Genomic DNA, 14,899 nt, shown 5'->3' with positions numbered 1-14,899 from the left:
CCGGCGAAGTCGTCTCGCTGGTCACGACTACCCTGTTCATGTAAAAGGATCTGCAATGACCATGTCGCCGACGCAAAGCCGCTCTGAGCCAGACCAGCCGGCGCCAGCAGAGGCCGGTGCCGCCTTCGGCAACTCACCGCCCGTTCAGGTTCGTGAGCCCGTGATGACCGGCCCGCGCGGCTTGGAGATCCTCGGCAGCGACAGGGGGAAGCAACTCGTCATGGGTCGCTGCCCGCTATGCGGCGAGTACCGCCAGTTTGTTCTCGGGCATGTCGCTCCGAAATGGGCAGCGTTGTGGAGCACCGCTGAGGGCCCCCTTGTAGGCCGCTATGCCTCGTTGGGCGTCCGCACCAAGGTGCAGGATTACACGAAGCACTACACGTTCTGCAGGGACTGCGACCAGTTGCTCGGCGATGCCGAACGGTACCTCGCCGCGCTCGTCAAAGGGACTGCGCGCGACCTCGCGTCGGTGGGAGTCAGGCTCTTTCCTCGTCCGGGCGGCGAAGCCGTTATCGCCGGCCTCAACGTCACCCTGATGTTTCGCGCCCTCTGCGGCATCGCGCTGAAGGTCCACCTCTCGAAGGCGCAAATGTATGCCCGGCACACGCTGCAGCCCACCGAGGTCGCCAAAGTGGTCGCTGCGCTTCGAACTGACGTGTTCCCCCTCGATACGTTCTCGGCGGTCGGGTACAAACTGGTGAACCGTCTCCTACGTGGAGCGAATCCGCGCGCATCGCTCATTCTGGAAATCCGCCACTCCCTTGGGGGAAGCGAAGTTCACATCCACATGGCCGGCTGGCGCTTCGTGCTGTTCTGTGGTGCCACCGCGGTGTGGATGCCTGACCAAGGCCTTTACGAGCGTCAGTTCATCGGCCAGACAACGTATTGGACGACCAATGTGCTGGAGTGGGTCGACGAGCCGGGAAGCTCGCGACCGGGATCCCCGCTCACTGTCAGCGAACGGCGCATCCGCGCGACGGATCTGTGCCCGTGTGGGTTGGGTCTCGAGTTCGCGTCGTGCTGCTCCGGCAGATGGCTTCCGGCCGACGATAAATGGATGCAGCGTCCGTACCGATCTGTGACGTGGGACGCAGACTGATGACCGGGTCTGGCCTCGTCGCGGGTCGATGCACTAGCAGCGTCTCGAATCGTCCCAGTGCTCGCTGACGGATCGAGAGCGAGACTACTCAGCCGGTTCTCGCAGGTTGGCCAGCCGAACTGCCAGACTGGCATCCCGTGGACGACTTTCAGTTAGCGGAGGCGGTTTACGCTCTTCCGGACCATGAGCGCGAGGTGGTGCAAGAAATGCACTCACGCGTCGAGCAGGTCATGGCGCTACCGGCAGTGATCTTCGATGAGGCCCAACCAATGCTCATTCGACAGTCGTGCCTCGACGCGTTCTTTATCCACGTCCGCATGCTCGCCGAGTTCTTCGCACCGCCGCCCAAGAAGCCACGTCCCGACGATCGCAACGCTGCTCATTTCACTACAGCGAGCCCCTGGAGCCCCGACAGTTCGTCGCTCCATCGACTCCACGCGGTCTCGCGGGACGTGAATAAGCAAATCGCCCATGTCACCACCGTCCGCATCGGCGACGGCGCTGGCGAACCCCCCACCTCGCTGTTGCTTGAGCCTGACAACGCCCAGGCGCTTACAGATGATGTGCGGCGCCTCTGGGATGACCTTGCGACACACACCGATGTGCCGTGGCCCCGTGTCGGGCTCTTCCCGGTCTGGACGGACGCCAGTGGGAAACTGCTCCGCGCCGCCGACTACGAGTCGATGCGATCGGAAAGTTCATGAGGACTCGCTGTTCCATGGGACGCGGATGGGGGCAAACCTCCGAACTTTGCCGGTTGCCCGCTTAGGGATCGGCGGGAGCATCGGTCCACGCCGGCGGAGCGATGGAGCTCCGGTACTCGGCGGCAGCGGGGTCCAGAGTGAACTCGAGCACCTCCACGTTGTGCTCCCTGAGCGCGGTGAGAACCTGCTCCGGGGTTGCGCGGAAGTACTCGCGCCTGAGGTTCACTTTGTTGAGGCGCTGGTCGGCGAATTCCTGATGCAGCATCGTTTCGATAGCGACTGCATCGTCTGCGAAGAAGAGGGCGTGCACGTCGAATCGGAACGGGACGGATGCATCGCCGAGCTCGTTCACCCGATCCATGGGATCGAGTCGTCTTGTAAGTCCGATCTTCACGACGTCGGGGCCGAATGCACCGATGTTGCTGATCACGTACACGTAGCCCGCGCGGATGTTCGCTGCGCGGTAATCGACGTTCTCGATGGCGTGCTCGACGTCGTCGAGCTTTGCACGGAGCCGCTCGGCACCTTCGACGTCGCCGTTCGCTTCGAGAGCGGCAAGGGCGTTCAGATAGTGCGTGCGTTCCTTTTGGAGGCGTTCCTTCTCCCGCGCGAGTTCCTGCTCCGCCTTCTTCTGCTCACGCAACTCATCACGCCGCGCGCGTTCCAACTCCTTCTCCATCTGCAGAGCCTGCAGATGACGGCTCGCGAGTTCCAGTTCTTTCAACCGCAGCCGGTGGTAGCCCGACGTGATGCGGAGATCGATCATCGTGCCCAGACGCTCCACCTGAGTGGAAACGGTGGACAGACGCTTCTGCGCGGCATCCAGGTTGCCTGCGCGGACGGTCTTGATGCAGTTCTCCGCTTCCGCGTTGTACGCGCGGAGAAGCAGCTTGGACATGTCGTTGACGAACTTCCGGCCCTTGGCTGCACTGTTGTTGAAGGTGAAGTTCGATGTGGCGACCGTCGCGTCGCCCGCCCGCACCAGGCGCTTGATCTCCGAACGCACCGACTCGAGTTCGGTTGCGAGCGCGACCGAAGACTCGGCGGGGTTCTCGAAGTCGAACAGGCCATACTCCTGCAGGTGCGCGGTATCGCGAAGATTCACGATCTCGTCCTGAACCTGTGCCCGCTCGGCCTCAAAGGCGCGCGCTTCAGCCCGAAGTCGCGCCAGCTCCTGCTCCGCGGCCGAAATCTGGTCGTGAAGCCCGCGCTTGATCTCGTCGAGCTGGCTGACGTCGTTGAGGCCGTACTCCGAGATGAGCGCTTCGAGGCGTTCGTTCTCCGTGATCAGCGACTCAGCCTGCTTCTTCGCACCGAAGAACGAAACCTTGCGCGACTTGGCGTCGCCGTCGGCGGAGACCTGCTGCGTGGCAGGTGTCGAGACAGCGTTCTGAGCGGCTGCGGACTCGCGAGCGCTTCGGCGCGACGTGGGCGCCTCCGCCAAGGTAGCTTCCTCCGCGGCTTCGACGTCTGTTGCAGACGGCATGGGGTCGATGCTTTGCGAACCGGCAGTGAAGACGTGCTCCGTCCATGCGGCGCCGTTCCAGTAGCGTCGCTCGTGCCTGGCGGTGGGATCCGGGAACCAGCCCGCAGCGATCTCGGTGGTGCTAGTCATGTATCCCCCATTGTCGATAACCATCCCCGGTGTCGCGGGGGCGCCTCTCACCCCAGAACTGACGCCACGATCGAACCTATCAACGCGAGCCGACACGACGAGTCGTCGAACGGGGATTCAATGTGGGCGAGTGTGGACGCGAGTCGGGTTTCGGGGGCGGTCGACTAAGCACCAGCCAACTGATCGAAGTCCGGCATGCGGCGCACCAGGTGGGCCATGATCTCCGGGCTCGCCGCAACCACCTTCGGCGGATCGACAGACACCCCCCCCCCGCCTGCAGTTCATCGCCACGGTCGATCGCCCTCGCCACACTGGGCGCCATGCCCTTATTGAAGTAACCGACGTGCTGCCCTTGTTGCCGGATGGACACCGCGTTCCGGTCGTGCGCGTTATCGGGCTCGCGGAACAACTCGACCACCCCCAGGCGGAGGGATCCAGGAGCGTAGCCGTCGCCTCGCACCCGGCAACTCCAGATTCCGAGTCCGCGTAGTTGCCGATTACCGACGTTCACGAGTAGCCCAGTCGAGTCCTCAGCCAGCCACCACGCGCCATCGCGTCGTACGAAATGAAGAGGCGGGAGTCGATCGTGTCCCGGAAGCAACAGCGACTCCGCCTGGCCGCTCGAGATGTACGGCGACACGTACCCCGGCGGAAGGCCGGTTCGCCCTGCTCGAGTGGTGACCTCGACACGCACGACCACATCTGGCTTAGCGCCTGGCTCAGCAGGTGCCGGCGAAGGATCCTTCTTCTTGAATCGGTCGAACAACCCCATGCGCCGGATGGTAGCGGTATAGCGTCCGGGCGTGCACGCCTCATGCGTCCCGCGTAGATGTGATCGGTTGAGCATTGCCCGGATACGGGTCGAAATCGCGCGTGCGAACGTCTGTAGGCAACCAACCCTCTGCGCGCAAGGCGCGAATAGGGATCCGCCTACGCGCTACGAGAGCAGGCCTCGGACGTGAGCGCATCCCAGCATGTCGCGTCGGCGCCGTGAGCTACTCTGACTGCGAGGTCAGCATGGGAAGCATCGCGGCGTATCAGGCAGCGGCGGGCCGCCGCTATCGCGTCCGGTGGCGCGACGACACCACGCACCGCCAGGTCGAGAAGCGCGGCTTCAAGACGAAGCGCGACGCCGAGCTCTTCCTCGCTCGCACCGAGGTCGCCCGCTCCGATGGTTCCTACACAAATCCCGCAGCAGCGAAGGCGACCGTCCGCGAGCTCGGCACCGAATGGCTGCGAAACAAGCAGCACTCGCTCAAAGCCTCGTCGTACAGCTCGCTGGAGACGGCGTGGCGGGTGTACGTACTCCCCCGCTGGTCCGACACCCGCATTGGCGACATCCGCGCGTCGCAGGTCGAGCAGTGGATCCGCGAACTCTCTGAGGGCACGGCTACCACGAGCCGCACCAAGAGCAGCGGCGTGGCCGGGAGTCCGCGATCGGCCACGGTCGTCTACCGCGCCCTCGGGGTCCTCGCCGGCATCCTCGACACCGCTGTCCGTGACGGACGCATCCCCCGTAACGTTGCTCGGGGCGCGCAGAACCTGCCGACGAAACGATCCGAGAAGCCGCGCCGGTACCTGACGCACGAAGAGGTGGTGCGTCTCGCCGAAGCGGCGTCGACGCCGACCTATCGAACGCTGATCCTGGTGCTCGCCTACTGCGGCCTGCGATGGAGCGAAGCGATCGGCATGCACGTGCGCGACATCAACTTCGAGCGCGACCGAATCCAAGTCAACCGCGCGGCTGTCGAGGTCGAAGGACGCATCGTCGTCGGAGCGCCGAAGAACTGGGAGCGGCGGATCGTCCCGTTCCCGGAGTTTCTGGAAACGCCGCTGCGTGAGCTGTGCGACGGCAAGGGGCCGGACGACCTCGTGTTCGCCGACCCCGAGGGCAATCACCTGCGCCGTGCGAAGACCAGCCTCGGCACTACCTCATGGTTCAGCACCGCGCTCGAGCGGTCGGGTATGGAACGGCTCACGCCGCACGACCTTCGCCACACCGCCGCGAGCCTCGCGATCTCGTCCGGCGCGAACGTCAAGGCGGTGCAGAGGATGCTCGGCCACAAGTCTGCGGCGATGACCCTCGACACGTACGCAGACCTGTTCGAGGACGACCTCGCCGACGTCGCAGCGCGGATGAACCAAGGCGGACTGGACGCCGACGTGACTCGGCTGTGGTCGGTCTGACCGGGCCATGATCCTCGTCAACTGTGGGCAAATTGTGGGCAAGCCGCCTAAGAACCCACACTCCACACCAACGAAATGGGCCCGATATCCGCGGAATTCCGCGGATATCGGGCCCTCTTCTGTGACAGCGGATCGTGGAGATGGGGGGAATCGAACCCCCGTCCATCGCTGAGTAACTGCGGATTCTCCGGGCGCAGTCTGTGCGAGCGTTCTACTCGGCTCCGACCTTTGTCACAGACACCTAAGTCGACAAGCCCATCCTGAAAAGAGTCCCGCGTGACGCTCAGGCGACGTCACGCAGCAAGATCCCTAGATGACGCCAATACCCGTGACGGGATCAGTCACGGATTGACGGCGTCGGGCTCGCTGCTCAGGCAGCGAGGGCGAACGCGGACTGCTTCTTTTCGGCAGTTATTGGTTTGCAGGGAGCGTTCACGAGATAACCCTGCATCCTCGGCCCGCTTCTCGCAGATTCACAGGCGATGTCGAAACCGATCATCCCCGTGGGTTCCTTCTTGCGAAGGGCCGCTGTCACACTGTGGAGTTGCCAATCCTCGGGAGCCGAAGCTTCCGAGCACATCAGGATACAACGGATGCCGCCCCCACGCCATTCCCGCACTCACGGCGCCGCGGCATCCGTCCCCGTTTGACAGCGGGAACCCTGCCGGCGGGGCTCAACCTCTCGGAGAGAGGTTGGGAAGCGCCCGGGTTCCGAAGTCGTGGCGCAGCGCACTCAGCGCCGCGAACCACCCGGGCAGGCCGGTGACACCGGGACCAGGCGCCACGGACGCCGACGCGAGGTAGACGCCTGGGATCGGGGTGCGCCACGGGTCGGGACTCAGCACCGGGCGATCGATCAGCTGCCAGAAGTTCGGTGCTCCCGCCGCGATGTCGCCGCCCGGATAGTTCGGGTTGTGCTGCTCGACCTCACGCGCCGAACGCGAACCGGTCGCGAGGATCGTGTCGCGGAAGCCGGGCGCGAACCGCTCGATCTGCGCGGTGACCGCTTCCCGGCGGTCGACCGCGCTGCCGGCGGGCACGTGGGTGTAGGTCCACAGCGTGTGCTTGCCGGCGGGCGCGCGGGTGGAGTCGAACAGCGACGGCTGCGACACCAGGACGTAGGGGCGCTCAGGCAGGCGGCCGCGGTTGACCTGGTTCTCGGCATCCGCCACCTCCGCCCGGGTGCCACCGACGTGCACCGTGCCGGCGCGACGCAGCTCGGGGTGCGTCCACGGCACGGGCTCGCTGAGCGCGAAGTCGACCTTCGCGACCCCGTCGCCGTACCGGAAGCGCTGGAGCGCGCGGCGGTAGCGCGCGGGCATCGCGTCGCCCGCCAGTCGGATCAGCGCCTTGGGTGTCACGTCGAGGAGAGTGACCGTGGCGTCGGGCAGCGCCTCGAGGGCGGTCACCTCGTGGTCGACGACCAGCTCGCCGCCGTGAGCACGCAGGTCGTCGACCATCGCGTCGATGATCGCCTGGCTGCCGCCGATCGGGATCGGCCAGCCTCGCGCGTGCGCATAAGCGGTGAGGGCCAGCCCCGCGCTCGCGGCGGCGACGCTCGGCTGCGGCAGGATCGTGTGCGCGGCGACGCCCGTGAGCATCGCGGGGGCGACGTCTTGGCGAAAGCGCAGGTTCCACGCAGGGCTCCCCTGCTCGAGCGCACGCAGGCCGAAGGAGAGCGCCGTCGGGATGTCGGTGGGCACCCGCACGAGGGGCGATCCCGTGAACTCGGCGACCCGGGTCGACCGCTCCACCAGCGGACGGAGCAGCTGCGCATAGGCAACAGCGTCGGGACCGAGCGCCTCGGCCGTTCGACCGAGGTCGAGGTAGGCGACACCGGCATGGCGTTCGTCCAGCGGATGCGCGAACGACACGTCCGGCGTGACGAACTCCACCCGCTCCCGCAGACCGAACTCGCGGAAGAACCGCGACTCGAACGCCATGGGGTGCACGGCCGAGCAGACGTCGTGGTGGAAGCCGGGGAGTGTCAGCTCGCGCGTGGCGGCGCCACCGCCCGGCCGGTCGGCGCGTTCGTACACCCGCACCCGAAGCCCGGCGCGAGCGAGGGTGACGGCGGCGGCGAGACCGTTGGGGCCCGACCCGACGACGACGGCGTCGAGGTCGCTGCTGCCGCGCTTGCGGCGAGTGTTCACGGTGAGGGCGCCCCGCCTCCGGCGGACGTGGCGCGATTGCGCGGCGGCTTCGGCGGAGCGGATGCCCCCTCCGCAGCACTGCTGCCGGCCTCCGGGCTGCCCTTCGACATCGCGTCCTCCGTTCGGTCCCCGCCCGTCGCGGCGTCGGCCAGTTGCTCTCCCTGCAGTTTGGCAGCATCGGCAGGGTCGGTGCTCGCCGAGGCCGCGCCGTGCCGCCGGGCTTCGGCATCCGAATCGATCTCTTCGCCGCTGTCCGCCATCTCCTTCTCAGCCGTCGTCGCTCCGAGCCGGCGGGCGGCACGGCCTTCTGCCAGGTAGGCGAGCCGGTGCAGAGTTTCGTTGTTGCGCCAGTGCAGCGGGACATCGAGCACCTGCTGCGGGACGAAGCGTCCCGGACCGGCGATCGCCTCTTCCTGGATGCGCACGACGCACTCGTGTCCGCGCGTCTTGACGTCGATGGTCACACGCGCCTCGCCGATCGGCCAGCCGCGCGCCCGCATCACCATCATCCGCGACGGGATGAACTCTTCGACGACGGTCTTGTCGTCGATGAGTGCTGGCCAGACGCCGAACGAGTGGTGCAGTTCGGCGCCCGCCATGGGCCAGGTCTCGTCGACCTCGCGCATCCGCGACGCCCCGACGACCCAGGACGGATACAGCCACCCGTCGCTCAGCACCTCGAACACGTCCTCGGGTGTGCAGTGCAGCACCCTCACGTTGCGAGACATGGACTCCCCCTCGATCTCGGGCTCTACCGATGCGTTCGACGCTAGACCGCGCGTCCGGCGCGCTGGAGCGGGTTGCGTTGCGGCCCGGCCTGTGGCAGACCGCCGCCCGTCTGTCCGTCGAGTGGGCGGGAGACGGATGCCTCGGCCCCGTCGATCCGGTCACGTAGAGTCGGCGTCATGAGCGACGTCGTCATCACGGTCCGCGGGGAGCATGAGACCCGCATCGCCCCCGAACGCGCAATCGCGCACCTCACCATTCGCGCCGAGGGTCCCGAGCGCGGCGCCGTCGTAGAGCGCATGGCGGCACTGACCGAGCCGGTGCGCGACGATCTCGCCGCCCGTAAGACGGCCGGCACCGTCACGGAGTGGACGAGTCAGCGCGTCTCGGTGTGGTCCGAGCGCCCCTGGAACAACGAGGGCAGGCGTCTCGCCCCCGTCCACTACGCCACCCTCGACTTCTCCGTCACGTTCACCGACTTCGCCGTGCTCTCGTGGTGGGCCGGAGAGGTGGCCGAGCGTGAGGGCGTGCAACTCGGCTGGATCGAGTGGAAGCTCACGCCCGAGACACGGGCGCGGACGGAACGGGACGTCGCCACCGAGGCGGTCGGCGTCGCCGTGACACGTGCGGCCGCCTACGCCGGAGCGCTCGGTTTGTCGGACGTCACTGCGCTCGAGATCGCCGACCTCGGTCTGCTCAGCCGCCAGGACCGGCCCGAGGTGGCACCCGGTCCCCGCATGCTGATGGCCAAGGCGTCGTTCGCGAGCGACGCCGCCGGGGGCGCGCCCGCGGTGCAGCTGCAGCCGGAGGACACCGTGATCTCCGCGGCCGTCGAGGCCCGCTTCGCCGCACGATGAGCGATCTCCGATCCACGGGCTCGGCGAACGGTACTCAGCGGCCCCAGGCCGTACGGGACGGGATCGCGCATCGGCTGTCCCGGATGATTCGGCTGCCCACGGTGTCTGCTGAGCGTGCCGATCGCGGACAGAGGCCGTTCGACGCTTTCGCCGACCTGCTCGTCGAGCTCTACCCGCTCGCACACGAACACCTCGAGCGCGAGCGCATCGGCAAGCTCGGCATCCTGTACCGCTGGCGGGGACATGTGCCCGAACGGCCGACCGTCCTCATGGCGCACTTCGACGTCGTGCCCGTCGACGAGAGCGACGCATGGACGCATCCGCCGTTCGAGGGGCGCATCGAGGGCGGCTGGGTCTTCGGTCGCGGGGCGCTCGACGACAAGGGGCCGCTGGTCGTGCTGATGGATGCCGTCGAGAACCTGCTCGCGGCAGGCTTCACGCCCGCCCGCGACGTGTACCTGTCGTTCGGGGGCGACGAGGAGACCTTCGGCGGCGCTGCGCGCGTCCTCGCCGAGACGCTGCGGGACCGCGGCGTCGAGCCCTGGCTCGTCCTCGACGAAGGCGGCGCGGTCGTGGACGCACCGCTCCCGTTCGTGCGCGGACGCGCGGCGATGGTCGGCGTCGGCGAGAAAGGTGTCCTGACGCTCCGGCTCAGCGCCCGCGGCGAAGGCGGGCACGCGTCCGCTCCCCCGGCCCGCACTGCGGTCCGGCGCATTTCCCGGGCGGTCGAGCGCCTCGATCCCGCCACATTCCCGGCGCGTACACCGGCGGCGGTCACGCGGATGCTCGAGCTCTTCGCGACGCGAGCCGACGGCATCCCTCGTCGCCTGTATCGCCTCCTGGCGGCGACGCCGTGGCTCACCGCGCGCGTGTTCACCGCGATGGGCGGTGAGCCGGCCGCGCTCGTACGGACCACGATCGCGGCGACCATGCAGTCGGGTGGCACAGCGGCGAACGTGCTGCCCTCGCAGGCGTCGGCGACGCTCAACCTGCGCATCGCACTGGGCGAATCAGTGCCGAGCACTGTGAAACGCGTGCGCCGGCGCATCGCCGACCGCCACGTCGAGGTCGAGGTGCTCGAGGGCGACGGACCGTCGCCGGAGTCGTCGACCGAGAACGCGCAGTTCGCGCTGATCGCCGCCGCGGTGAAGGTGTCGCATCCGGATGCCGCGACGGTTCCGTACGTGATGATGGCGGCGACCGATTCGCGGCACTTCCACCGGTTCTCGCCGGCGGTCTACCGCTTCGCGCCGCTCGAGATGAGCAAGGCGCAGCGCGCGTCGATCCACGGCGTCGACGAGCGCGTGGAGATCGCGGCGCTCGAGCGCGGCGAACTGTTCCATCGCACGCTCCTGCAGCGCCTAGAGTGATCGCAGCCGCCCCCTCGACGAGCTCGAGCATCGGAGCGGCGAGCAAGGACGGGTCTGGGGCCCAGAGGCAAGGAGCACGGATGGCGCGCAGCGCGATGTCCTCACGCGTCACGATCGGCACGCTGGCGAGCGTCGTCGGCTTCCTCGCGTTCGTCGAGTTCACGAGCGGCGTGATCCAGGGCTACTACACGCCCATGCTCACCGACATCGCCCGCCACCTCGGTGTGCACGACGCGGACGTCAACTGGCTCGAGGGCACGCAGCTCATGCTGTCGGCGCTCGTCGTGCCGGCGTTCGCGAAGCTCGGTGACATGGTCGGGCACAAGCGCATGCTGGTGATCTCGACGGCGATCACGGCCGCCGCATCCCTCGTCCTGCCGTTCACCGACTCGTTCGCGATCTTCCTCGCGGCCTGGGCCATCCAGGGCTTCTACGTCGTCTGGCTCCCGCTCGAGATCGCCCTCATCTGGTCACGCTCCCGCCCCATGGAGGGCCGCGCGACCATCACCGCCCGGGCCGCCGGGTTCCTCGTCGCAGCACTCGAGACCGGTGCCATCATCGGCGCGCTCGTCGGCGGTATGCTCATCGACACCCTTCCCCTGTGGATCGTGCTCCTCGTTCCAGCGCTGCTCGTGGTGGCCTGCTTCTTCGTGATCCTGTTCGGGGTGAAGGAATCGCCCGAGCCCACCGGCGGCCGCCTCGACAACGTCGGCCTCGTGCTCATCTCGCTCGCGCTCGTCGCGTTCACGGGCGGCCTCAGCCTGCTGCGCCTCAACGGACCCGCCGACCTGGTGGCATGGCTGGTGACCGCGCTGGGCGTGCTGCTCGTCGTCCCGTTCACGCTCTGGGAGCTGCGACAGGACGACCCGCTCATCGATGTGCGGATGTTCCGCTCCCCCGCGCTCGGGCCGGTGTTCCTCACCGCAGGCCTCTTCGGCGTGAGCGTGCTCGGCGCGCAGGCGCCGCTGTCCACCTTCGCGCGCACGGATCCCGACGTCTACGGGTACGGCCTGGGCACGACGGGCTTCCAGACCTCGCTCATCATCGGCGTCTACCTCATCGCGATGATCACCGGCGCCCTGCTGTACTCGCTCATCTCGCGGCTCACCGCTCCGCGACTCACCCTCATCGGGGCGGCGACGCTCGTCGGCATCGGGTTCCTCATGTTCCTGCCGTTCCACGCGACGTATACGCAGGTCATCGTCAACATGCTGATCGTCGGCCTCGGCTCGGGCGCCCTGGTCGCGGCGCTGCCGGCGGCCGCGGCATCCGCTGCTCCCCCGACGCAGACCGGTGTCGCGACCGGCCTCACCAACTCGGTCAAGACCGTCGGCGGGGCGATCGCCTCATGCGTGTTCGGCATCGCGCTGCTGCAGGGCGCGACGGGTGCGGCCACCGAAGGCACGGCCGGGTCGCTCTCGGGCTACTTCACCGTATGGGTGGTATGCGGCGTGACGGCACTGGCCGCCGCCGTGCTGCTGTGCTTCGTGCCGAAGACGGCGTTCAGCGATCGGGCTTCGCACGACGAGACGGATGCCGCGGCACCCGTGGTGCGGTAGGGCTCGGGCTACTCGCCGAGGCGGTTGCGCGAGCGCATCGCGCGCTCGGCTTCGCGCTTGTCTTCGCGCTCGCGGATCGTCTGGCGCTTCTCGAACTCGCGCTTGCCCTTCGCGACCGCGATCTCGACCTTCGCGCGACCGTCCGAGAAGTAGAGCTTCAGCGGGATCAGCGTGTATCCGCCCGCCGAGATGGCGTGCGAGAGCTTGACGATCTCCTCCTTGTGGAGGAGCAGCTTGCGCGTGCGCTTGGAGGAGTGGTTCGTCCAGTGCCCCTGCGAGTACTCCGGGATGTGCACGGCGTCGAGGTACGCCTCGCCGTTGTCGATGTACGCGTAGCCGTCCGAGAGGTTCGCGCGCCCCTCGCGGAGCGACTTGACCTCGGTGCCGGTCAGCACGAGGCCGGCCTCGTACGTCTTCTCGATCGCGTACTCGTGGCGCGCGCGACGATTGGTCGCCACGACCTTCTCCCCGCGTTCCCTGGGCATGATGTCTCCTCGCTATGCCGTACAGCAGCCGTCTGGCGCACGGCAGCCTTTCAGTCTACCCCCGCGAGGAGGCGCGCGATCACGCGCGCAGCCATCTCCGGATGGCGAAGCCGGCCGAGAGCGCCGCGAGCAGCACGCCGACCAGGATCAGGACAGGCACCACGAGCCAGGCATCTCCGATGCCGACCCACGTCGTCACGAAGTCCACTCGGTTGCGCAGGTACTGGTCGACGCCGAAATGCACCCCGGCGATGACCGCCGCACTCGCGAGGATCGACCCGAGCAGCGCCGCGAACACGCCCTCGAGGATGAACGGGGTCTGGATGAAGCGGTTGGACGCCCCGACGAGTCGCATGATGCCGAGCTCCCGCCTTCGCGCATAGGCGGACAGGCGGATCGTCGTGGCGATCAGCAGCACCGCCGCGATGAGCATGAGCACCGCGATGCCGACGGCGATGTAGGTCGCGATCGTCAGCGCGGAGAACAGCGGATCGAGGTACTGCATCTGATCGTTGACCAGCTCCACCCCCTGCATCCCGCTGAACGCCTCGATGATGACGTCCGACTGCTCGGGATCGACCAGCGTGATGCGGAACGTCTCGTTGACCTGGTCGGCGGTGATGACGCTGGCATTCTCCTCGCCGGCGATCTGCAGCAGCTCGTCATAGGCCTGCTGGTGGTCGAGGAACGTCAGGTCGCGGATCAGCGGCGCCAGCGCGCTGCCCTCCAGCTTCGCCCGCACCTCCTCCACCTGCTCGGGCGTCGCCTCGCCGTTCGAGCACGTGGCCGGGGTCGAGATGGTCGTGCACATGTAGACGGCGACCTGCGCCCGCTCGACCCAGAAGTCGCGCATCGTGCCGATCTGCATCTGCATGAGGATCGCCGCGCCGACGAACGTCAGCGAGACGAAGGTGACGAGCACCACCGACACGACCATCGAGAGGTTGCGTCGCAGGCCGGTGAAGGCCTCCGACATGATGAGTCCGAACCTCATGAGGTGGGCCCCACTTCGTCATCGGGGTCGGTCTCACCGAGGCCGAGCCGATCGGCGAGGCCCAGTTCCGCGACCTCGATCTGCTCGAGGTCGATGACCGGGATCGACTGGGTGTGCGCGGGCGCCGATGCCGGCGGGACGGAGGCCGCCGCCTCAGACTCCTCGGGCACGACGGGTTCATCCACCGACTGCTCGAGCGCCTCGGCCTTCCTCAGCTCGTCGGCGGCGAGTGCGGCAGCGGTGGCGGCCTCGGCGGCAGCGGCTGCCGCCGCGGCGACGCCCGGCGACACCGCGTCCGTCTCCGGCGTCACGATCTCGTCGTCGTCCATCGGCACGGCGGTGGGATCCAGGCCTGCGGCGGCGGCGATCGCGGCCTCGCGCTGCACCTCGAGCACCGCGGTGAGGGCGGCGACCGCGGCGGCCCCGCGCTCGGGCTCCGGCGCCAGGCTCGGCAGCCCCGACCGGTCGCCGTACCCACCGTGACGTTCGTCGCGGACGATCTCGCCGTGGCGCAGCTCGATCACACGACGCTGCATTTGGTCGACGAACCCGGCCTCGTGCGTGGCCATGACGACAGTCGTGCCGCCGGCGTTGATGCGGGCGAGCAGCTGCATGATGTCGATGGACGTCCCTGGGTCCAGGTTTCCGGTCGGCTCGTCGGCGAGCAGGATCTGCGGCCGGTTCACGAGCGCGCGGGCGATGGCGACGCGCTGCTGCTCACCGCCGGACAGCTCGTGCGGGAACCTCTTCTCCTTGCCGGCGAGGCCGACGAGGGCGAGCACTTCGGGGACGGCCTGCTGGATGAACGCGCGAGACGAGCCGATGACCTGCAGCGTGAACGCCACGTTCTGGAAGACGGTCTTCGTCGGCAGCAGCCGGAAATCCTGGAACACGGCGCCGATGTGCCGGCGGAAATACGGCACCTTGCGGTTCGACAGCGTGCGCAGGTCGCGGCCGAGCACGACTACGCGGCCCTCGGACGGCGTCTCCTCGCGGAGGATCAGGCGCAGGCAGGAGGACTTGCCGGATCCGGAGGCGCCGACGAGGAAGACGAACTCCCCGCGCAGCACCTCGAAATCGACATCGCTCAGGGCAGGTTTGGAAGTGCCGCGAAAGCGCTTCGTGACGTTCTCGAACCGGATCATGGCCT

General features: G+C 67.7%; 11 protein-coding genes, 1 other RNA gene and 1 pseudogene. 6 read left to right on the top strand and 7 right to left on the bottom strand.

The features are described 5' to 3' along the window. Positions 1–55 precede the first annotated feature (55 nt). Both MRBLWS13_RS00765 and MRBLWS13_RS00760 read left to right on the top strand, forming a co-directional pair. Positions 56–1,099 (top strand): SEC-C metal-binding domain-containing protein, encoded by a 1,044-nt coding sequence (locus tag MRBLWS13_RS00765; protein WP_349427189.1) that lies wholly within the window; start codon positions 56–58, stop codon positions 1,097–1,099. A gap of 137 nt (positions 1,100–1,236) precedes the next feature. Further along, positions 1,237–1,803, top strand: coding sequence for a hypothetical protein (locus MRBLWS13_RS00760; RefSeq protein ID WP_349427188.1), 567 nt, complete (start codon positions 1,237–1,239; stop codon positions 1,801–1,803). Between the two features lie 61 nt (positions 1,804–1,864). On the opposite strand, the gene MRBLWS13_RS00755 is transcribed toward MRBLWS13_RS00760, so the two are convergent. After that, entirely contained in the window at positions 1,865–3,418 is a 1,554-nt protein-coding gene (locus tag MRBLWS13_RS00755; RefSeq protein WP_349427187.1) for a DUF4041 domain-containing protein, read from the bottom strand. 990 nt (positions 3,419–4,408) lie between these two features. Here MRBLWS13_RS00755 and MRBLWS13_RS00750 point away from each other — a divergent pair. After that, positions 4,409–5,605, top strand: a complete 1,197-nt coding sequence (locus tag MRBLWS13_RS00750; protein ID WP_349427186.1) for a tyrosine-type recombinase/integrase — start codon at positions 4,409–4,411, stop codon at positions 5,603–5,605. Positions 5,606–5,737: 132 nt separating this feature from the next. On the opposite strand, the gene ssrA is transcribed toward MRBLWS13_RS00750, so the two are convergent. The 3 genes and pseudogenes from ssrA to MRBLWS13_RS00735 form a co-directional block, all read right to left on the bottom strand. Then, positions 5,738–6,108: a transfer-messenger RNA gene (ssrA, locus tag MRBLWS13_RS00745) on the bottom strand. Between the two features lie 171 nt (positions 6,109–6,279). After that, positions 6,280–7,758: an NAD(P)/FAD-dependent oxidoreductase gene (locus tag MRBLWS13_RS00740; RefSeq protein ID WP_349427184.1), complete on the bottom strand. Its 1,479-nt coding sequence runs from the start codon at positions 7,756–7,758 to the stop codon at positions 6,280–6,282. A gap of 287 nt (positions 7,759–8,045) precedes the next feature. Next, positions 8,046–8,486: pseudogene (locus tag MRBLWS13_RS00735) on the bottom strand (SRPBCC family protein); the annotation flags it as partial. Between the two features lie 177 nt (positions 8,487–8,663). On the opposite strand from MRBLWS13_RS00735, the gene MRBLWS13_RS00730 reads away from it, so the two are divergent. The 3 genes from MRBLWS13_RS00730 to MRBLWS13_RS00720 all read left to right on the top strand — a co-directional run bounded on the left by MRBLWS13_RS00730 (position 8,664) and on the right by MRBLWS13_RS00720 (position 12,270). Beyond that, entirely contained in the window at positions 8,664–9,341 is a 678-nt protein-coding gene (locus MRBLWS13_RS00730) for an SIMPL domain-containing protein (RefSeq protein WP_349427183.1), read from the top strand. Positions 9,342–9,442: 101 nt separating this feature from the next. Further along, positions 9,443–10,711, top strand: a complete 1,269-nt coding sequence (locus tag MRBLWS13_RS00725) for a M20/M25/M40 family metallo-hydrolase (RefSeq protein WP_349427181.1) — start codon at positions 9,443–9,445, stop codon at positions 10,709–10,711. A gap of 80 nt (positions 10,712–10,791) precedes the next feature. Continuing rightward, the gene (locus tag MRBLWS13_RS00720; protein WP_349427180.1) at positions 10,792–12,270 is read left to right on the top strand and encodes an MFS transporter; all 1,479 of its coding nucleotides are present in this window, start codon (positions 10,792–10,794) and stop codon (positions 12,268–12,270) included. An 8-nt stretch (positions 12,271–12,278) separates the two neighbouring features. On the opposite strand, the gene smpB is transcribed toward MRBLWS13_RS00720, so the two are convergent. The 3 genes from smpB to ftsE all read right to left on the bottom strand — a co-directional run bounded on the left by smpB (position 12,279) and on the right by ftsE (position 14,894). Next, the gene (gene smpB, locus MRBLWS13_RS00715; RefSeq protein ID WP_045296901.1) at positions 12,279–12,755 is read right to left on the bottom strand and encodes an SsrA-binding protein SmpB; all 477 of its coding nucleotides are present in this window, start codon (positions 12,753–12,755) and stop codon (positions 12,279–12,281) included. A gap of 79 nt (positions 12,756–12,834) precedes the next feature. After that, complete coding sequence (ftsX, locus tag MRBLWS13_RS00710) at positions 12,835–13,749, bottom strand: permease-like cell division protein FtsX (protein WP_349427179.1); 915 nt, start codon at positions 13,747–13,749, stop codon at positions 12,835–12,837. Next, complete coding sequence (ftsE, locus tag MRBLWS13_RS00705; RefSeq protein WP_349427178.1) at positions 13,746–14,894, bottom strand: cell division ATP-binding protein FtsE; 1,149 nt, start codon at positions 14,892–14,894, stop codon at positions 13,746–13,748. Before ftsE ends, ftsX begins: the two co-directional genes overlap by 4 nt. Between the last annotated feature and the right edge of the window lie 5 nt (positions 14,895–14,899).

The sequence above is a fragment of the Microbacterium sp. LWS13-1.2 genome (assembly GCF_040144835.1).
GTDB lineage: Bacteria > Actinomycetota > Actinomycetes > Actinomycetales > Microbacteriaceae > Microbacterium.
This window is presented reverse-complemented; position numbering and strand designations above follow the sequence as displayed.

What these genes read in the sequence shown, in the direction of transcription:
- ftsE (WP_349427178.1), bottom strand. Translation starts at nt 14,894, where the DNA reads ATGATCCGGTTCGAGAACGTCACGAAGCGCTTTCGCGGCACTTCCAAA.
- MRBLWS13_RS00765 (WP_349427189.1), top strand. Translation starts at nt 56, where the DNA reads ATGACCATGTCGCCGACGCAAAGCCGCTCTGAGCCAGACCAGCCGGCG.
- smpB (WP_045296901.1), bottom strand. Translation starts at nt 12,755, where the DNA reads ATGCCCAGGGAACGCGGGGAGAAGGTCGTGGCGACCAATCGTCGCGCG.
- MRBLWS13_RS00730 (WP_349427183.1), top strand. Translation starts at nt 8,664, where the DNA reads ATGAGCGACGTCGTCATCACGGTCCGCGGGGAGCATGAGACCCGCATC.
- ftsX (WP_349427179.1), bottom strand. Translation starts at nt 13,749, where the DNA reads ATGAGGTTCGGACTCATCATGTCGGAGGCCTTCACCGGCCTGCGACGC.
- MRBLWS13_RS00720 (WP_349427180.1), top strand. Translation starts at nt 10,792, where the DNA reads ATGGCGCGCAGCGCGATGTCCTCACGCGTCACGATCGGCACGCTGGCG.
- MRBLWS13_RS00755 (WP_349427187.1), bottom strand. Translation starts at nt 3,418, where the DNA reads ATGACTAGCACCACCGAGATCGCTGCGGGCTGGTTCCCGGATCCCACC.